20 protein-coding genes and 1 tRNA gene are annotated in these 18,559 nt (G+C 55.4%); 10 read left to right on the forward strand and 11 right to left on the reverse strand.

What is annotated here, in order from left to right:
* The first annotated feature begins 65 nt into the window (after positions 1–65).
* Positions 66–704, forward strand: a complete 639-nt coding sequence (locus J9788_RS23650) for an acyl-homoserine-lactone synthase (protein WP_182265376.1) — start codon at positions 66–68, stop codon at positions 702–704.
* On the opposite strand, the gene J9788_RS23655 is transcribed toward J9788_RS23650, so the two are convergent.
* A complete protein-coding gene (locus J9788_RS23655) occupies positions 676–1,425 on the reverse strand; it encodes a LuxR family transcriptional regulator (protein ID WP_182265375.1) in 750 nt (249 codons plus the stop codon). The two genes, J9788_RS23650 and J9788_RS23655, sit on opposite strands and share 29 nt — an antisense overlap.
* 457 nt (positions 1,426–1,882) lie before the next feature.
* Between J9788_RS23655 and J9788_RS23660 the strand changes: the two genes are divergently transcribed.
* From J9788_RS23660 to J9788_RS23670, 3 genes are all read left to right on the forward strand, one after another.
* Positions 1,883–2,311 carry a hypothetical protein gene (locus J9788_RS23660; protein ID WP_227414681.1) on the forward strand — a complete coding sequence of 143 codons (429 nt, stop codon included), beginning with the start codon at positions 1,883–1,885 and terminating at the stop codon, positions 2,309–2,311.
* Positions 2,305–4,005, forward strand: coding sequence for a TraI domain-containing protein (locus J9788_RS23665; protein WP_182265374.1), 1,701 nt, complete (start codon positions 2,305–2,307; stop codon positions 4,003–4,005). The genes J9788_RS23660 and J9788_RS23665 overlap by 7 nt, the downstream gene beginning before the upstream one ends.
* An 88-nt stretch (positions 4,006–4,093) precedes the next feature.
* Positions 4,094–5,125: a site-specific integrase gene (locus tag J9788_RS23670; protein ID WP_182265373.1), complete on the forward strand. Its 1,032-nt coding sequence runs from the start codon at positions 4,094–4,096 to the stop codon at positions 5,123–5,125.
* A 192-nt stretch (positions 5,126–5,317) separates the two neighbouring features.
* Here the strand turns inward: J9788_RS23670 and J9788_RS23675 are convergent.
* Positions 5,318–5,393: transfer RNA gene (locus J9788_RS23675), tRNA-Phe, on the reverse strand.
* Between the two features lie 706 nt (positions 5,394–6,099).
* Between J9788_RS23675 and speF the strand changes: the two genes are divergently transcribed.
* On the forward strand, positions 6,100–8,265 hold the full coding sequence (gene speF / locus J9788_RS23680) for an ornithine decarboxylase SpeF (RefSeq protein ID WP_182265484.1): 2,166 nt from the start codon (positions 6,100–6,102) through the stop codon (positions 8,263–8,265).
* 48 nt (positions 8,266–8,313) lie between these two features.
* Here speF and mltC read toward each other — a convergent pair whose 3' ends face one another.
* The 3 genes from mltC to mutY all read right to left on the reverse strand — a co-directional run bounded on the left by mltC (position 8,314) and on the right by mutY (position 10,823).
* The gene (mltC, locus tag J9788_RS23685; RefSeq protein WP_182265372.1) at positions 8,314–9,390 is read right to left on the reverse strand and encodes a membrane-bound lytic murein transglycosylase MltC; all 1,077 of its coding nucleotides are present in this window, start codon (positions 9,388–9,390) and stop codon (positions 8,314–8,316) included.
* A gap of 63 nt (positions 9,391–9,453) precedes the next feature.
* Positions 9,454–9,726, reverse strand: a complete 273-nt coding sequence (locus J9788_RS23690; RefSeq protein ID WP_060441032.1) for an oxidative damage protection protein — start codon at positions 9,724–9,726, stop codon at positions 9,454–9,456.
* A complete protein-coding gene (gene mutY / locus J9788_RS23695; RefSeq protein ID WP_182265371.1) occupies positions 9,723–10,823 on the reverse strand; it encodes an A/G-specific adenine glycosylase in 1,101 nt (366 codons plus the stop codon). Before mutY ends, J9788_RS23690 begins: the two co-directional genes overlap by 4 nt.
* Positions 10,824–10,998: 175 nt before the next feature.
* Between mutY and trmB the strand changes: the two genes are divergently transcribed.
* The 5 genes from trmB to J9788_RS23720 all read left to right on the forward strand — a co-directional run bounded on the left by trmB (position 10,999) and on the right by J9788_RS23720 (position 14,351).
* Entirely contained in the window at positions 10,999–11,718 is a 720-nt protein-coding gene (gene trmB / locus J9788_RS23700; RefSeq protein ID WP_004937410.1) for a tRNA (guanosine(46)-N7)-methyltransferase TrmB, read from the forward strand.
* Positions 11,718–12,044, forward strand: a complete 327-nt coding sequence (locus J9788_RS23705; RefSeq protein WP_004937412.1) for a YggL family protein — start codon at positions 11,718–11,720, stop codon at positions 12,042–12,044. Before trmB ends, J9788_RS23705 begins: the two co-directional genes overlap by 1 nt.
* Before the next feature lie 95 nt (positions 12,045–12,139).
* Complete coding sequence (gene glsB / locus J9788_RS23710) at positions 12,140–13,063, forward strand: glutaminase B (RefSeq protein WP_046897362.1); 924 nt, start codon at positions 12,140–12,142, stop codon at positions 13,061–13,063.
* Positions 13,064–13,093: 30 nt separating this feature from the next.
* Entirely contained in the window at positions 13,094–13,816 is a 723-nt protein-coding gene (locus J9788_RS23715) for a DUF2884 domain-containing protein (protein WP_182265370.1), read from the forward strand.
* A 100-nt stretch (positions 13,817–13,916) separates the two neighbouring features.
* Positions 13,917–14,351 (forward strand): DUF29 domain-containing protein, encoded by a 435-nt coding sequence (locus J9788_RS23720; RefSeq protein WP_016930094.1) that lies wholly within the window; start codon positions 13,917–13,919, stop codon positions 14,349–14,351.
* A 37-nt stretch (positions 14,352–14,388) separates the two neighbouring features.
* Here the strand turns inward: J9788_RS23720 and hemW are convergent, their stop codons facing one another.
* Genes hemW through J9788_RS23750 form a run of 6 tightly spaced genes read right to left on the reverse strand, consistent with a single transcriptional unit; the run spans position 14,389 to position 18,556 of the window.
* The gene (hemW, locus tag J9788_RS23725) at positions 14,389–15,531 is read right to left on the reverse strand and encodes a radical SAM family heme chaperone HemW (RefSeq protein WP_182265369.1); all 1,143 of its coding nucleotides are present in this window, start codon (positions 15,529–15,531) and stop codon (positions 14,389–14,391) included.
* Complete coding sequence (locus tag J9788_RS23730) at positions 15,524–16,117, reverse strand: XTP/dITP diphosphatase (protein ID WP_182265368.1); 594 nt, start codon at positions 16,115–16,117, stop codon at positions 15,524–15,526. The genes hemW and J9788_RS23730 overlap by 8 nt, the downstream gene beginning before the upstream one ends.
* Before the next feature lie 17 nt (positions 16,118–16,134).
* On the reverse strand, positions 16,135–16,425 hold the full coding sequence (gene yggU / locus J9788_RS23735; protein WP_004948014.1) for a DUF167 family protein YggU: 291 nt from the start codon (positions 16,423–16,425) through the stop codon (positions 16,135–16,137).
* Positions 16,422–16,976: a YggT family protein gene (locus tag J9788_RS23740; protein WP_094143157.1), complete on the reverse strand. Its 555-nt coding sequence runs from the start codon at positions 16,974–16,976 to the stop codon at positions 16,422–16,424. Before J9788_RS23740 ends, yggU begins: the two co-directional genes overlap by 4 nt.
* A 31-nt stretch (positions 16,977–17,007) precedes the next feature.
* Positions 17,008–17,829 carry a pyrroline-5-carboxylate reductase gene (proC, locus tag J9788_RS23745; protein WP_046897320.1) on the reverse strand — a complete coding sequence of 274 codons (822 nt, stop codon included), beginning with the start codon at positions 17,827–17,829 and terminating at the stop codon, positions 17,008–17,010.
* A 19-nt stretch (positions 17,830–17,848) separates the two neighbouring features.
* A complete protein-coding gene (locus J9788_RS23750; protein ID WP_182265367.1) occupies positions 17,849–18,556 on the reverse strand; it encodes a YggS family pyridoxal phosphate-dependent enzyme in 708 nt (235 codons plus the stop codon).
* Positions 18,557–18,559: the final 3 nt, after the last annotated feature.

Raw genomic sequence — 18,559 nt, forward strand, 5'->3', positions numbered from 1 at the left:
AGTGCTGTTAAATAATGTATACTCGCAGGCATTAGCTAAGGAAGATGTGTCTGAATGGGAAAAATATGTTCGAATTATTTGATGTTGGTTACAATGAGCTAAATGAAGTGCAATCTGATGAGCTTTATCGATTAAGGAAAACAACCTTCAGTGATCGGTTAAGATGGAATGTTGTGTGTAATCACGATATGGAGTTTGATGAATTTGATAATGCAAATACCCGCTATATTCTTGGCCTTTACCATGGACAATTGATCTGTAGTGTTCGTTTCATTTCTCTGAAGTACCCAAATATGATTACGCATACTTTTCGCTCCTGTTTTAAGGATGTAAACCTCCCTCCAATTGGCGTAGAGTCTAGTCGTTTTTTTGTTGATAAAAATCGAGCTAGATTATTGCTTGGAGAGCGTTACCCCATTAGTCAGATTTTATTTTTGTCCATGGTGAACTGGGCTATAAATCACCAGAAAAAAGGCATTCATACAATTGTAAGTCGGGCAATGTTGACCATTCTTAAACGCTCTGGTTGGCAGATAAAGGTTTTGAAAGAAGCACTCCTTAGCGAGCAAGAGCGAATCTACCTTGTTTGGTTACCGGTAGGGCAAGATGAACAAAGCAGAATCGCATCCAAACTTTATATAAGACTTGAACGCTCTCAAATGACATCGTCCCTTGTCACTTGGCCACTTTCGTTGCCGGTATGATTAACCCTAGCTCCGCGCCTAAACGGATGGCTTGCTTGGCATTACTAACACCAAATTTTAAGACGACATTACTCATATGAAATTTAACTGTACTTAACGAAACTCCAATGATAGTAGCCGTCTCGCCATAAGTTTTACCCATACTGGCCCAATAAAGGATCTCGTTTTCTCTAGGTGTCAGTAAAGTTTTTTCCGTTTCAGAAGGACGCAATGCTTTTCCTGCTGCATGAGAGTTAAGGAGTCGGTACATTTGCTCGTTTATATCTATTAATAACATCTGCATGCTGCCGCGTTCAGAAATAAGACGTGCTTCTAAATCGCTTTGTTTATTATCACCAATAAGAATCGACAATAAAGCAAGGTTGTTCATCGGGTCATGTAATACGAAGGTAAAACCATTGACTATATTATAACGCTTTGAAAAAGTGAAAATACGAGTAATCTTAAGATCGGACATCAATGTGATGTTTTCATCCCAAGAGAAGGGGGAGGCTCGTTTGAATGCTGTTAAGATCACTGGGTCCGTAAGTTGTAGGTTGTTGGCTCGATAGAATGAGACCCACTCGTTGGGATAGCTGGAAATGATAAGCACTTTGGAAGGATCTTTTTTCCTAACGACAGTGTATGCGTACTCTAACTCACTGAATGATGAAAGTTTTCTATTGATATAGTCTCTGAGTGTTTCCGTAAGAGGAGACTCCTCGTTGAAGATGGAAAACATAAAAGCTCCATGTGCTGCAGTCACTCCTTAAAGAGCCTGACTGTACTAAAGTATAGTGTTGCTGATACTTTAATACAACTTATGTTGGGATATGGCAAGACTTATAATGATTTCCGTTGGTCGAGAGAAAACTTGTTGTCGGATAATCGAATTATTCAGCCAGCACTTGGGAAAACATTCGCCCCAGATAATATGATGCAAGAAAAATAATATTGCAGGCCGAAGCTCTTAATATATAACGTCAGAATTTTAATTATATTCCAAACATATTGACTACAAGCAATTACTTGGCAGTAGCATGCTGTTGCTCACTGAAATAGGCAGCTAAAACAAAAAAATTGAACGTTGCCCATTTTCAGACATGAATCTTTTCTTTTTGAGAAAAGGTTTTCTTGTGGTGTATGTCGTCCAAACCTGCGCAGGATCGCGTTGGTAATGTGATTATGGAGTGTTGCTGATGTTTTATTGTGATTCGCCCGAACAGGCTCCCATCATTGATTGGGCCAGCCATCGCCTGGTGGACAGGGCGTTTGCCGACACCGGCAAAACGCCTACATTAATCCGTTTTACTCAGGCAAACCCGTACTGCGGGATGCTCTACCTGGCCCATAACTATGCAGCCAGAGATGAGGCCGAGCAAAAATCCCCCGTGTATATCGAATGTAAGGCGTCGCATGAGCTGGCCTGGCCTAACTTCGGGCGCCATTATCAACATCGGTTGACAGGTAATTTGTGGATCACTGACGCAACCCGTCAACTTAACACGCGCCACTGGCCGCTGGCTCGAGTAGCTATCACGACCCTCAGTGCCTTTCTCAGCAGTGGTGCTATTGAATTTGACCCACAGCATCTGCCCGTTGATATCGCTGGGGGCCTGGCATGTTGAAGGCTATCAAAGAACTGCTGGTTGGAACCCGGGCTATGTCGGCAAATCCCACGGCAAGTATTTCAGCCTCTCAATGTCCTTTTGGCTATTTTATGCCGGCATCCGCAGAGCAGCTTTTAAGCACGGTATCTCGTCAGCAGTGCCTCCAACAGCTGTGGGAGAACAGCGCGTTGCCCAAAGATCTCTATGAACATTTCTATCTGCAACCACTGAAGCAACTCGTCACTCTAATGCAGGTGCTGCCAGCCACGTCTCAGGGGGAATATGCCAGGGAAGGAGGGCTGGTTGATGTTACCCTGCAGACGGCAACGTATGCGGTCCGACTGGCTAAAGGGCACATGTTGCCTCCAGGGGCAGCGCCCGAAGAGCAATCGGCTCAGAATGTTCAGTGGAATGTCGTGGTATTTTATGCCGCACTTTGGCACTTCCTGCCGCTGTTGACTCAGCTCCAGGGTGAGCTTCGAAGTGGCCTGGCCTGGTTACCTGGTTTGACGGTGCCGGGTGAACCTTATCGTTTCCGCTTCAGAGCCACCCCGTTGGCCCCGACCCTAACCCGCAGTCAGAGCGCAATAATTGCGGCACGACTACTGCCTGAAGAGCTTATTGAATGGCTGTCAACACTACCGGCGGCGATACATTCGTTGATGATGATAGCGTCCAGGCAACCGAGCACATTACCCGCAATTGACGATATTACTCTGGAGGCGGTCAAACTGGCTCGTGGTGATGGTTTGGCCGTATCGCTTTTACCGATATCTAACCCCGACACATTGGCAATAGCCATAGCATCAGTGGCGCCGGCGACAGAAGATATCACCTTTTCAGTACCCGAGATTGATTTGCAAAGCGCAGTCAACAGTACCCATTTTCCTCTCGCTCAGGAGCAACTGCCGGTAGAGAAATTAGATCAGTCCAACGGAAATGCACCGTTAGTCAAGGAAGTGTTACTTAGCTCGGCTCTGGATGTGTCGGCCAAGGATAAGCCTTTGGCTGAGATGGTTTTGGCGCCAGAAACGATGGCTGGTGTGGAAGAAGATCTGCAGGCGCTGTTGTCATTAATGGCGGCAGAGGTGTCAGTACCGACTTGCCTGGATAACCAAGAAGAGGGAAACGCCCCTCAGAAAGAGAGCCTCCTTCCTGAAGAAAATCAGGGGTCGGTACATGACATAACTAGTGTAATTGATGATGACTGTGTTTTACCAGGCGTAATCGATCCTGAACTATTCAAGAGCACGGTCACAACAACTATTTTAGAAACTCAACATTTATCAAAGGATCCACGGTTAGAAGAGAATAACGTGGAAGATATTTTGGATTCGGAAAATCATGTTGGGAACGTCTTTCTACAGTGGTTGAGTCTTGGGATAAGAAAAGGGGACATATCCGTCAATACCGTAGGTTCCAGAGCGCATATCGTCAGTGGTTTCGTGTTTCTCTGTGTTCCAGACATTTTTCATCTGTATATCAAGGAAAATAAATTGGAGCGTACTGATAGGAGCTCAATCCAAAAGGCATTTGAAAAAATGGGAAGACATCGGATCCGAAAAGGACAGCGATTCTTTATTGGATATATTTATAAAAGGCCTGAGAGAGAGGGCACATATCGTCGTATCAATGGTTACCTGATTAAGGCAAATAGTTTATATGGCGGGGCACGCATACCAGAAGATAGTCAGCTACTCGTGATCCCGTAGTGTTTTGATACAGGGAGAATCTCATAAATAATGTTGGGTAAATCTGACGGATTGTGAGTGGATAAACTAACTCATTCGAGGTTGTGAAATGAAAAGTGAAGAAAAGATGCATGACGAGTGGGAGTTGTTACTCGAGGAATATTTTTTTACCAAACAACTCCGTTCAGCAACGGAATGGAGTTATAGGAAAGTAGCACTAACATTTACTCGTTTTATTGGCGAAGCTATAACACCAGGAATGGTGACGCAAAGGGATGTGTTGCTTTGGCGTAGGCATCTGTTAAAAGAGAAAAACCTTTCGGTACATACCTGGAACAATAAGGTAGCCCATCTGCGGGCAATATTTAATTTGGGGATTAAAAAAGCGTTGGTTCAGCACGGTGAGAACCCTTTTAATGGAACGGTAGTCCGATCTGATACTAAGAAAAAGCGAATATTGACGAAGTCTCAATTGACCCGTCTTTACCTCGTGATGCAACAGTATGAACAGCGGGAGAAGGAGAGAAAATCAGTAAAGGGTAGAAAGTGCGCACTCTATCCTACCTGGTTCTGGATGACGGTATTAGACTCATTTCGATATACCGGTATGCGTAACAATCAGATGATCCACATCCGCCTGAGAGATGTGAACATTGAGCAAGGCTGGATCGAGCTTAGGCTTGAAGGTAGCAAAACACATCGAGAGTGGAAAGTACCGGTGGTTCGTCAATTAAGGGAGCGAATAAAGCTACTCATAATGCGCGCCATCGAGCGAGGTGCTGGCCAGCATGACCTGCTTTTTGACGTCAAAAGGTTCATAAATCCACGAAATACTCATTACATCTATGACGAGAAGAACGTTCTGCAGTCATTTCGTAGCTTCTATCGTCGGTTGTCCAGGGAGAGTGGCTTCGATATTTCTTCCCACCGTTTCCGTCACACACTTGCCACGGAGTTGATGAAATCCCCGGACAGAAATCTAAAACTGGTGAAGGATCTGCTGGGTCACCGTAACGTCAGTACCACAATGGAGTATATCGAATTGGATATGGAAGTGGCGGGGAAAGCACTCGAACAGGAGCTTGTTTTACATACGGATATCACAGCTACGAGTAACTTACAAAGCTTGACACAGGTGTGATTTGCTGTGAATATCACCAGTGATCGAGAAAGGGACGCCTGTGGGCAAACACAGGCATGCTTCTTGAGGAATTCAACTTGCAACGTCGCGGTAGTAAACAGTTATTCTGTTATCTCTTTGACAAGTCGATTCCGTATTAATTACCCGTTAAAGTTCTCATTCTTTAACCAGTGTGCATTGATGCAGAATTAGTGGTGCCCGGACTCGGAATCGAACCAAGGACACGGGGATTTTCAATCCCCTGCTCTACCGACTGAGCTATCCGGGCAACGGGGCGCATTAAACCGTATTGGCCGGATGGCGTCAATCGCTTTCTGTCACAAAGCCGATCGGTTGCTCTATTTTCAGGCAGCGAACCCGAGGCGCTACAGCGTGTGGCGATATCGTCATCCAATAAATATGCATAAAAAACGTGTATTTATACCACTGTGTCAATATTATTTTTCATGTTTGTTGTTAAGTAACAACAAGTTACTATTGCATTAACGCAAGCTCAACCCAGATGATTCTCGCTTGAACCCTGCAACGAATCATGCAATCATTGCGCAAATTTTAGCACTCTCCGTTCCCTGACGGTGTTTCCGCTTCTTATAAGTCAGAGGGTTATTGGCATGACTGGTTTTGTCGCTCGAGCGCTGTCGCGCACCAGACCTTTGACGCCGCCACCGTTCCGTCTTTGCTTGCTCCGAACGCCATCCGTCCGAATACGCCTGCCGATCATGCGGTAAGGCCGCCTGATGCTCGCTGTTAGGCATGCGTAAAGCCAGCGCTGCGGCCCTGATTTTACTGATGCCTGTCGGACGCTGCCAAGACCAGTTCCCCCCGATAGCTGCCTGATGGTCCCCGATCATGAGGCGGTCACGCACGCCGCTTATGCTGCCGTGCCCGGGTATCGCTTTTACCGGGATAACCGCGTTATCTCATTACCGTGCCGGTGGCACACCCTCATCCTTCACCGTTTGAGAGTCAGCATGATGAAAGAATTGAAAATCGCAACCAGCGCCAGCCTGGTCGCCACCATTGAGACGCTGCGCCAGATCGTGCGCGTAGAGCAGACGGACTACACCGACGTGGCGGCGGTGGTGGTGTCGGTCGCCGACGTGGACGCCGGCATTCTGGCGCGCTTGCAGGCGACGGGGTTCGATATTCCGACCTTCGTGGCGGTGGAAGGGGACGAGCATCTTTCCCCGGATTATCTGCCGTTTGTCAGCGGGGTCTTTGCGCTGCTGGCCGGCGCCAGCAAGCCATTCTACATGGCGCAGCTGGAGGCCGCCGCCGACGCCTACGAGCAGGCGCTGCTGCCGCCGTTCTTCAAAACGCTGAAGACCTACGTCGAGATGGAGAATTCGACCTTTGCGTGTCCAGGACATCAGGGCGGCGAGTTTTTCCGCAAGCACCCGGCCGGCCGGCAGTTTTTCGATTTCTACGGTGAAACTCTTTTCCGTTCCGACATGTGCAACGCCGACGTTAAGTTGGGCGATCTGCTGATCCACGAAGGCTCGGCCAAGGATGCGCAAAAGCATGCGGCGCGGGTGTTCAACGCCGATAAAACCTACTTCGTGCTCAACGGCACCTCGGCGGCCAACAAGGTGGTAACCAACGCGCTGCTGACCCGTGGCGATCTGGTGCTGTTCGATCGCAACAACCACAAATCCAATCACCACGGGGCGCTGATCCAGGCCGGCGCCACGCCGGTGTATCTGGAAACCGCCCGCAACCCGTTCGGCTTTATCGGCGGCATCGATGCGCGCTGCTTCGACGAGCGCTACCTGCGCGAGCAAATCCGCGAGGTGGCGCCGGAGAAGGCCGCGGCGGCACGGCCGTTCAGGCTGGCGATCATTCAGCTCGGCACCTACGACGGCACGATTTACAACGCACGCCAGGTGATCGACACCATCGGCCACCTGTGCGATTACATCCTGTTCGACTCCGCCTGGGTGGGCTACGAAGGTTTTATCCCGATGCTGAAAGAGTGTTCGCCGCTGCTGCTGGAGCTGGACGAACACGATCCGGGCATTTTCGTCACCCAGTCGGTGCATAAACAGCAGGCGGGGTTCTCGCAGACCTCGCAGATCCACAAGAAAGACGACCATATCAAAGGGCAAAAGCGCCACTGCAACCATAAGCATCTGAACAATGCGTTCATGCTGCATGCGTCGACCAGCCCGTTCTATCCGCTGTTCGCCGCGCTGGACGTCAACGCCAAGATGCACGCCGGCCCCGCCGGGCGTCGCATGTGGATGGACTGCGTCAAGCTGGGCATCGAGACGCGCAAACAGCTGCTCACGCGCTGCTCGCAGCTGAAGCCGTTTATTCCGCTGCAGGTGGCGGGCAAGGACTGGCAGGATTACGATACCGATCTGATCGCTAACGACGCGCGCTTCTTCACCTTCGTACCGGGTGAGACGTGGCACGGCTTCGAAGGCTATGCCCAGGATCAGTATTTGATCGATCCGTGCAAGCTGCTGCTGACCACGCCGGGGATTGACGCCGCGACCGGCCAATACACCGAGTTCGGCGTGCCGGCCACCATTCTGGCCAACTTCCTGCGCGAGAACGGCATCGTGCCGGAGAAGTGCGATCTCAACTCGATCCTGTTCCTGCTGACCCCGGCGGAGAACCCGGCCAAGATGGAACAGCTGGTGGAGATGCTGGCGCAGTTCGAACGCTATGTCGAAGAGGATGCGCCGCTGAGCGTGGTGCTGCCGACGGTGTACCGCAAGAACGAGCAGCGTTACCGCGGCTACAGCATTCGCCGGCTGTGCCAGGAGATGCACGATCTGTACGTCAGCTTTGACGTTAAGCAGCTGCAAAAGGAGATGTTCCGTCAGGATCATTTCCCGCCGGTGGTGATGAACCCGCAGGACGCCAACGTGGAGTTTATCCGCGACAACGTCGAGCTGGTGCCGATCGGCCAGGCGGAAGGGCGCATCGCGGCGGAAGGGGCCCTGCCGTATCCGCCGGGCGTGCTGTGCGTAGTGCCGGGCGAAGTGTGGGGCGGCGCGGTGCAGCGCTACTTCCTGGCGCTCGAGGAGGGCATCAACCGCCTGCCGGGCTTCTCGCCAGAGCTGCAGGGGGTCTACATCGAGAAAAAAGATCACGGCTGGAAGCGCATCTTCGGTTATATGATCAAGCCATGAAAAAAGGGCCGGTTCGCACCGGCCCTTCTCCTATCCACGCGGGAAGGGCTACTTTCTGCGGTAGCTCTTCTGCGCGGTATTCACTTTCACCAGATAGCGGCGCGACTCGGCTGCCGGGTGCTTGGTGGTCAGCGTTTGGTACACGTCGCCCGGCTGCATGCTGTTGATGATGCCCACCGCGCGCGTTCTGTCGCTGGAGAACACCCGCAGCACGCTGCCGGCGCCGCCGTTGTAAGCGGTGATCACCGCATAGCGGCGCGAGGTCGGGTTCTGAATGCCGCCCAGGTAGTTGTTCTGCAGGATCGCCAGGTAGGCGGTGCCGGTATCGATGTTGTTCTCCGGATCGAACAGGTAGCTACGGCTCGGGGTGCCCCATTTGCCGCGCATCTGGAACACATCCTTACCGGCAGTGTGCTGCACCACCTGCATCAGGCCCAGCGCGTCCGAACCGCTCACCGCATACGGGTTGAAGCTCGATTCGGTCTGCATGATAGCCAGGATCAGCGACTCGTCCACGCCGTATTTTTCCGACGCCTTGCGCACCATCGGCAGATATTTATGCGCACGTTTGTCCAGGTGGTTCGGCACCAGTTGGATGGTGACCGAGTAGATGACGTGCAGGCCGGAGGTGCGTTTTTGCAGCTTGGTCTGCAGCAGGTAATCGGCAAAGTGCGCCGCGCGCCATTCCCAGCGGATCGGCGCGCCTTTGTTATCCAGCACCTGGCCGTACAGGAACGGCTCTTTGCTGATCTGGATATCGTTGGCGTCGGAATAGAGATCGATGGAACCCGGATCGTCACCCATCAGCAGCGTGCTGATGATCGCCTGGCGCAGGTGCGCGGCCGGATCGGTGGTGGCGATGGTCTCGACGGTGATGGCGCCGGTGTCGAAGTTGATGTGGCTGCGGGTTTGGTATTGGTCGGTGTACTTGACGTAGTCTTTCGGCCCGGCGATCAGAACTTCGTTCAGACCCCAGATGTTCTCGATGTTGTGGGCGAATTGGCCCATCAGAATGTCGAAGCCGTTGGTGTCTTTGATCCAGGCTTCGTTGATTTCTTCACTTTTTTTGCCGGAACAGGAGATCAGCAAAGGCGCTATTACGAGCAAAGCTAAAATTTTCTTCATCTTAAAGCCGTTTGGAAGAAGTATAAGAGGATTGAAGCGGGCCAGCGCCTGGCCCCAACAGCGTTATTCGCTCGGCGGCGTATAGCCTTCGATGTGCACGTCGTGCCCTTCGAACAGGAACTTGATCATTTCCTCTTCCAGCAGTTTGCGATCATCCACGTTCATCATGTTCAGCTTCTTCTCGTTGATCAGCATGGTCTGCTTCTTCATCCACTCGCTCCAGGCTTCCTTGGAGATCTCGTTGTAGATGCGCTTGCCGACGTCGCCGGGATAAAGCTGGAAGTCCTGGCCCTCGGCGTCGCGCTGCAGGAAAGTACAAAAAATGGTGCGGCTCATGCTAATTCCTCATCGATGGCGCTATCGCCATATAAGTTTTGTTGGATCGGGGGCTGCTTCGCCAGCTGTTGCAACAGGCGCTCCACCGGCGCTGCCAGCCCGACCGACGGCGGCTGCGCTAAGTTATACCAGAGACCCGCGCCCTCATCCATGCCGCTGCCCGCCGCGTCGAGCGACAGCCACATTGGCACGATATCGAGATGGAAATGGCTGAACGTGTGGCGAAACGCGGTCAGCTGTTCCAGGCGCTTGCCTTTCAGACCGCGCTGCTGCAGCCAGAGTTCCAAATCCACGCGCGCGCTGAACTGTGGGAAGCAGAACAGGCCGCCCCACAGGCCCACCGTCGGGCGCTGCTCCAGCCACACACGGTCGCCGTGCTGCAGCAATAAGAAGTAGGCGGTTTTTTCCGGCAGGGTCTGTTTGGGCTTCTTGCCGGGGTAGTTGGCCCAGCTGTGATTGGCGTAAGACAGGCAGCCGACGTTGAGCGGGCAGAGTTCACACTTGGGCTTGGAGCGGGTGCAGACCATGGCGCCCAGATCCATCATCGCCTGGTTGAACTGGCCGACGCCCTGCGCCGGGGTGACTTCTTCGCTGATTTTCCACAGCCGGTTTTCGACCTCTTTTTTGCCCGGCCAGCCTTCCACCGCGTAGCAGCGAGCCAGCACGCGCTTCACGTTGCCGTCGAGGATCGGATAGTGTTGGCCCAGCGCCAACGACAGCACCGCGCCGGCGGTGGAGCGGCCGACGCCCGGTAAATCGGCGATTTCTGCGAAGGTTGTCGGGAACTCGCCGCCGTGCTGTGCGACAATGGTCTGCGCCGCCTTGTGCAGGTTGCGGGCGCGGGCGTAATAGCCGAGGCCGGTCCACAGATGCAGCACTTCGTCCAGCGGAGCCTCCGCCAGCGCGCGCACGTTGGGAAAACGGGCCATAAAGCGCTGAAAATAAGGAATGACGGTGGCAACCTGAGTCTGTTGCAACATCACCTCGGAGAGCCATACTTGATAGGCGGTTTTCTCCAGCTGCCATGGCAGGGTTTTGCGGCCGTAGCGCTGGTACCAGTCAAGCACCACCTGTGCGAATTGTTGTGCTTGCATCATGAAGAGTCGTTATCCGGCAGAAAATGAAGCGAGATTGCAGCATAGAGTCATGATGCTGTAAACCGGAACTTTCCGACGCCGCACGGCGGGTACAGAAGATGAACACTTGCTAAACCAATGTATCTTTGCATAATGCGCGTTTCCCTAATTGGCAGCCAAACAGACAGAAAGCACTATGATTAATGACGTCATCTCCCCGGAATTTGATGAGAACGGCCGCGCGATGCGCCGTATCCGCAGTTTTGTCCGCCGCCAGGGGCGGCTGACCAAAGGCCAGCAGCACGCGCTGGAGAACTATTGGCCGGTGATGGGCGTGGAGTATCAGGCTGACGCTGTCGATCTCGCCGCGCTGTTCGGCCGCGAAGCGCCGACGGTGCTGGAGATCGGTTTTGGCATGGGCGCCTCGCTGGTGACCATGGCGGGCAACAACCCGCAGCAGAACTTTTTAGGGATCGAAGTGCACTCGCCGGGCGTGGGCGCCTGCCTGGCCGACGCCCACGAGGCGAAGCTGAGCAACCTGCGCGTGATGTGCCACGATGCGGTTGAAGTGCTGGAAAACATGATCCCGGACGGCTCGCTGGACATGGTGCAGCTGTTCTTCCCCGATCCGTGGCACAAGGCGCGCCACAACAAGCGCCGCATCGTGCAAACGCCGTTTGTCGAACTGGTGCTGCGCAAGCTGAAGACCGGCGGCGTCTTCCACATGGCCACCGATTGGCAACCTTATGCGGAACATATGTTAGAGGTTATGAACGGGGTCGCAGGCTACCGTAATCTTTCCAGCGATAATGATTATGTGCCGCGTCCGGATTCGCGCCCACTGACGAAATTTGAATTACGCGGCCAGCGCCTGGGACATGGCGTTTGGGACTTGATGTTTGAGAGGAAAGAATAATGGCTAAGAACCGCAGTCGTCGTTTACGTAAAAAGTTGCACATTGAAGAATTTCAGGAGTTGGGTTTCTCCGTAGCCTGGCGCTTCGCCGAAGGCACGTCGGTGGAAGATATCGACAGCACGCTGGATACCTTCATCGATGAAGTGATCGAGCCGAACGGCCTGGCGTTTGACGGCAGCGGCTACCTGCAGTGGGAAGGTCTGATCTGCCTGCAGAAGATCGGCCACTGCACCGACGAGCATCGCGAACTGGTGAAAAACTGGCTGGAAGCGCGCAAACTGACCGACGTTAAGGTCAGCGATCTGTTTGATATCTGGTGGGATTGATCGCGCTTGCCCGATGAGCGCGGCTTCGCGCCGCGCCGTTTTATTGATCTAAGGTGCCTTAACGGCGCCTTTGTTTTGCCCGGAGTGTGACCGAGGTGGTAACAACATTGGATAACGCGTTGCTGGAAGAGATCCTGCAACAGGTGCGCCCGCTGATTGGCCAGGGAAAAGTGGCCGACTACATCCCGGCGTTGGCGGAAGTGCCCGCCGATCGGCTGGCGATCGCCGTGTGTACGGTGGATGGCGAACTGTTCCAGGCCGGCGACGCCGCGGAGCGTTTCTCCATCCAGTCGATCTCCAAAGTGCTGAGCCTGACGCTGGCGCTGACGCGCTATCAGGAGCATGAGATCTGGCGGCGCGTCGGCAAAGAGCCTTCCGGCCTGCCGTTCAATTCGCTGCTGCAGCTGGAGATGGAGCAGGGCAAACCGCGCAATCCGTTTATCAACCCCGGCGCGCTGGTGGTGTGCGACATGCTGCAAACCCGGCTCAGTGCCCCCAAACAGCGGATGCTGGAGGTGGTGCGTCAGTTGGCCGGTGAAGACGACCTGGCCTATGACCTGCGGGTGGCGCGCTCCGAGTTCGAACACTCCGATCGCAATGCCGCCATCGCCTATCTGATGAAATCGTTCGGCAACTTCGAAAACGACGTCATCACCGTGCTGCAAACCTATTTCCACTATTGCGCGCTGCGCATGAGCTGCGTGGAACTGGCGCGCAGCTTCGTCTATCTGGCCAATCACGGCCGCGATCTCAACGGCGAGGCGGTGATCAGCCCGCTGCAGGCCCGGCAGATCAACGCCCTGATGATGACCTGCGGCATGTACGACGGCGCCGGCGAATTCGCCTATCGGGTGGGGATGCCGGGCAAGTCCGGCGTGGGCGGCGGCATCGTGGCCATCGTGCCGGGCGAACTGTCGATCGTCGTCTGGTCGCCGGAACTGGATGCTTCCGGCAACTCGCTGGCGGGAACTGCGGCGCTGGAACTGTTGTCTCAACGTATCGGTCGTTCGATTTTTTAATCCCAGTCTGGATGGGAGTCAGGAGAAGCTATGTTGAAGAAAACCGGGTTAGCCTTACTGCTGCTGGCGGCGACTGCCGCGCAGGTCCACGCCGAGTACCAGTGCAGCGTTAAACCCCAGGACGATGTGATCATCAGCCCGCAGAGCGTGCAGGTGAAAGGCGCCAGCGGCGATCTGCAAATCTCGCCGGATGGCGACGTGATCCGCAACGGCCAGGCGCTGAGCCTGAATGACAGCCAGCGGCAGAAAGCCTTCAGTTACCAGAGCGCCTTGCGCAAGCAGCTGCCGTGGATCGACGATGGCGCGCAGAAACACCTGGAGAAAGCCCGCGCAGCGCTGGATAAGGTGATCGTTAAAGAGCTGGGCAGCAACAGCAACGTGCGCAACCGGCTGACTACCCTGAACGGCCAACTGAAACAGCAGATGAACCGCATCATCGAGCACCGCAGCGACGGCCTGACCTTCCACCACAAGGCGATCGACCAGGTGGAGCAGGACGGCCGCAACATCGTGCAGCAGAGCATGGGCGGCGTGCTGCAGGACAGCCTGAACGAGATGGGCGTCAAACAGGCCGCCAACAGCGGCGGCAACCCGCTGCAGGCGATCATGGGCAACCTGGGCGGCTTGCAGAAGGCGATCCAGAACGAATGGAACAATCAGGAGCAGGACTTCCAGAACTTCGGCCATGACGTGTGCAACCGCGTCACCGCACTGGAAACCCAGCGCAAGGATCTTATCAAAGCGTTGAAGTGAAATAAGAATCTTCTTGGTAGACCGTTTTTTGACCTTCTGAAGCTTATCTGACAGACTGATCAAACTACGTACAGATTTATGGATGTTTACGGAGGACGCTATGAGCCATACACGTTACGAAACCGATGTTGTTGCCTGGGCAAATGAACAGGCCGCTCTTTTGCGCTCCGGAAAATTGTCTGAGATCGATATTGAAAAGATCGCCGAGGAGATTGAGGACGTGGGGAAGAGCGAGCAAAGGGAACTTGCTAGCCGGATGACGGTGCTGATTGCACATTTGCTTAAATGGAAATATCAGCCGGCCAGGCGCGGAACCAGCTGGGAAAGAACGATTAAAGCGCAGCGCAAAGAGGTACTTTACAGCTTGAAAGAGTCGCCCAGCCTAAAAGGTAAACTGAGCGATGCCGATTGGCTGGATGTCGTCTGGTCGAAGGCCGTTGCGCTCGCCACGGCCGAAACCGGGCTGGATGTGTATCCGGAAAACGGCATCTGGGAAACTCAGCAGATTCTGTCTCAGACGTTTTACCCGGATTAACACCAATAAAAAAGCGCTGATCATTCAGCGCTTTTTTTTACTCGTCGTCCGCCAGGAACAGTTCCAGCAGCGAGTTGAGGAACAGTTTGCCCTTCTCGGTGATCTGCCAGTGTTCTGCGGTTTCTTCCAGATAGCCTTTGGCTAACGCCTCGTCCAATTGCGGGCGAATGACGCTTTCCGCCAGCCCGGTGTAGTTGGCGAAGTCGACGCGCGGCGCGGCTTCCAGCAAACGGAAGCGGTTCATGAAGAACTCGAACGGCCGATCCGCCGCCGCCACCTCATGCTGCTTGTCCATGTAGTCGCCGCGCATGAAGCCGCGCGGGTGTTTGGTCTTGGCGGTGCGCAGAATGCGGCCGTCGCTGAAGGTCACCTTGCCGTGTGCGCCGCAGCCGATCCCCAGATAGTCGCCGAAGCGCCAGTAGTTGAGATTGTGCTGGCATTGGTAGCCCGGCTTGGCGTAGGCCGAGGTTTCATACTGCTGATAGCCGGCGGCGCTCAGCAACTGGTGGCCGCGCTCGAAGATGTCCCACAGCGCATCGTCGTCCGGCAAAACCGGCGGGCGCGAGCTGAACAGGGTGTTCGGCTCGATGGTCAGCTGATACCACGACAGGTGCGGCGGATTGAGGGCGATAGCCTGGCGCAGATCGTCCAGCGCCTCTTCCAGCGACTGATCCGGCAGGCCGTGCATCAGATCGAGGTTGAAGCTGCGCAGGCCAAGATCGGTCGCCAGCGTCGCCGCGCGTTTGGCTTCTTCCGGGCCGTGGATGCGCCCCAGACGGTTCAGCTTCTCGGCGCTGAAGCTTTGCACCCCGATGGAGATGCGGTTGACGCCGGCGCGCTGGTAGCCGCTGAAGCGATCGGCTTCCACGGTGCCGGGGTTGGCCTCCATGGTGATTTCGGCGTCGTCGGCGACGCGAATGCGCGCCCGCACGCCGTCCAGCAAGGCTTGCATCGCCTCGGCGCTCAGCAGGCTGGGGGTGCCGCCGCCGATAAAGATAGTGCTGATTTCCCGGCCGCCGGCCAGCGGCAGGTCGGCATCCAGATCCGCCAACAGATGATCGACATACTCCTGATGCGGCACGTCACCCTTCAGCGCATGGGAGTTGAAGTCGCAGTACGGGCATTTCTGCACGCACCACGGGATGTGGATGTAGAGACTCAGCGGGGGCAGCTTAAGCATTGCGCATGGCTTCCAACATCAGCTTCAGCGCCTTGCCGCGGTGCGAAATCGCCCGCTTCTCGTCGCGGCTCAGCTCGGCGGCGGTGCGGCCCAGCTCCGGCACGTAGAAGACCGGATCGTAACCGAAACCGCCTTCACCGGCGGCCTGTTCGGTGATTTCGCCGGCCCAGCTGCCGTGGAACACCAGCGGCGTCGGGTCTGCCGCATGGCGCAGATAGACCAGCACGCAGTGGAATTGCGCGTCGCGCCGGCCCGGCGCCACGTTTTTCATCGCCGCCAGCAGCTTGTCGAGGTTCTGCCGATCGTCGGCGTCTTCACCGGCGTAGCGCGCGGAGTAGATGCCCGGCGCGCCGCCCAGCGCATCTACCGCCAGGCCGGAGTCGTCGGCGATCGCCGGCAGGCCGGTGACCTGTGCCGCATGGCGCGCTTTCAGAATGGCGTTTTCGATAAACGTCAGGCCGGTTTCTTCGGCGGACTCCACGCCCAGATCGGTTTGCGCGACCACGTCCAGGCCGAAATCGGCCAACAGGTCGGCGAGTTCGCGCACTTTGCCCGGGTTACCGGTGGCAAGAACGACTTTTTGCATAATGACTACCTTGAAAATTATTCGATGAGCGCCGCGACCACGGCGGGGATCTGTTGCGGATTCACGATGCGTAACTGTTTATGCCGCCCCAGTTCGCCTTTCTCGATGGTGACGTTGCTTTTCGCCACTTTGAACTGCTTGGCGATAAACTTGATCAAATGGGCGTTGGCTTGGCCGTCGACCGGCGGGGCGGTGATGGCGACTTTCAGTTCGTCGCCATGCAAGCCGATAATTTGGTCGCGGCTGGCTTTCGGCTGAATATATAGCCTGATCGCCAGCCCGTCCAGCACAGGAGTGACTGCACTCACAGCAGGAACCAAATCTCACCGAACACATCCATGCCCAGGTAGTTGATCAGATAGAGGATCAGGATCACGACCATGGCGGAAAAATCGATGCCGCCCATCGCCGGGATGATGCGGCGGATCGGCGCCATCAAGGGTTCGGTCAGTTGGTACATCACGTAGTCGATCGGGCTGCGGCCCTGGCTTACCCAGCTCATCAGCGCACGAATGATCATCACCCAGAAGATCAGGTAGCCGGCGGACTTGACCAGCGAGATCAGGCCGAACAGCAGGTTATACGGGCTGAGCGACATCGCGCCGCCCTGAATCAGCAGCAGCAGTGGGTACTTGATGGTCATCAGCAGAAACGCCAGCAGCAGCGAAGCGCTGTCGATAGGCCCAAGCGATGGGATGATGCGGCGCAGCGGACCGACCACCGGTTGGGTGATCTTCACCACAAACTGCGAGAACGGGTTGTAAAAATCGGTGCGCGTCCATTGCATCCAAATGCGCAGCAACAGCACCATCACGTACAGATCAATAACGGTCTTGACCAGGAAAGTCAGCGTTAGCATGAAGTGGTCCTTCTCCTTAACTCGGGGTTATTTAAAATAATTTTTCCATTTCTTGCGCACGGGAAACGGCGGCCTGCATCGCTTGCGCCACGGTTTCCGGCAGTTGGCGTTCGTTGAACACCCGCAGCGCTTCGGCGGTGGTGCCGCCTTTGGAGGTCACCTGCTCGCGCAGCGTGCCCAGCGGCGTATCCGGGTTGGCTTCAACCAGCGCGGCGGCGCCGGAAGCGGCCTGCTGCACCAGATCGCGCGCGGTCTGGCTGTCGAAGCCCATGCGTTCGGCCTCTTTTTGCATCGCTTCCATAAACAGGAAGAAATAAGCCGGGGCGCTGCCCGCGGCGGCGATCACGCCGTTGATGCCATTTTCGTCATCTACCCAGCAAACTTTACCGACCGAGGCCATTAAATCGGCGGTGTAGTCGCGATCCTGTTGGCTGACCTGCGCCGGCGCGTACAGCCCGCTCATGCCCTTGCCGACCAGCGACGGGGTGTTGGGCATGATGCGCACGATGTCCAGTTGGTCGCCGAGCAACTGATAGAAACGGCTGACCTGAATGCCGGCGGCGATCGACAGCACCAGTTTGCCGCCGAAATCGACCTGTTCGCGCAGCGGCTGACACACGTCGGCCATCATTTGCGGTTTGACCGCCAGCACCACGACGTCGGCTTCACGCGCGCAGGCGACGTTGTCGCCGCTGCTGACGATGCCGTAGTCCGCCGCCAACGCGTCACGGTTTTTCGGCGAAGGGGCGCAGACGCTGATGGATTTGGCCGGATAGCCGCCCGCGACCAGGCCGGCGATGATTGCACGCGCCATGTTGCCGGCGCCGATAAAGGTAATCTTGCGATGTTGCATCAAATCCCTCGTCTGTGTGTCAGGCCTGCGAGTAGTCGCGGGCGCCAAAAATTGCGGTGCCGATGCGCACCAGGGTGCTGCCTGCGGCGATCGCCGCCGCCATATCGTCCGTCATGCCCATCGACAGCGTATCGGCCTGCGGATAACGCTGACGCAGGGCGAGAAATGCGTCGTTCATCCGGCTGAATACCGCCAACTGCCGCTGATAATCCGTTTCCGGCGCCGGGATGGCCATCAGGCCGCGCAGCGCCAGATTCGGCAGCGCGGCGATCGCTTCGGCCAACGCCGGCAGTTCGTTCAACGCGATGCCGGATTTGCTCTGCTCATCGCTGATGTTGATTTGAATCAGCACGTTGAGCGGCGGCATGTCGGCCGGGCGCTGATCGCTCAGGCGCTGGGCGATGCGCAGCCGATCCACGGTATGACACCAGGCGAAATGTTCCGCCACCAGCCGACTCTTATTGGATTGCAGCGGGCCGATAAAGTGCCACACCAACTCACCGCCCTGCGACGACTCGGCGAAATGCCGGATCTTGTCTACCCCTTCCTGCACGTAGTTCTCGCCGAAGGCGCGCTGGCCGGCGGCGATGGCTTCTTCGATCGCCGCCACAGGTTTGGTTTTGCTGACTGCAAGCAGAGCAACCTCTTCCGGCACCCGCGCGCAGTTTTGCGCGGCGGCCGCGATGCGGTTTCTGACATCCTGCAGGTTCTGTTGGATAGTGCTCATTAT

Origin of the sequence: Serratia sp. X10 (genome assembly GCF_017811775.1) — a bacterium.
GTDB classification, from domain to species: domain Bacteria; phylum Pseudomonadota; class Gammaproteobacteria; order Enterobacterales; family Enterobacteriaceae; genus Serratia; species Serratia ureilytica.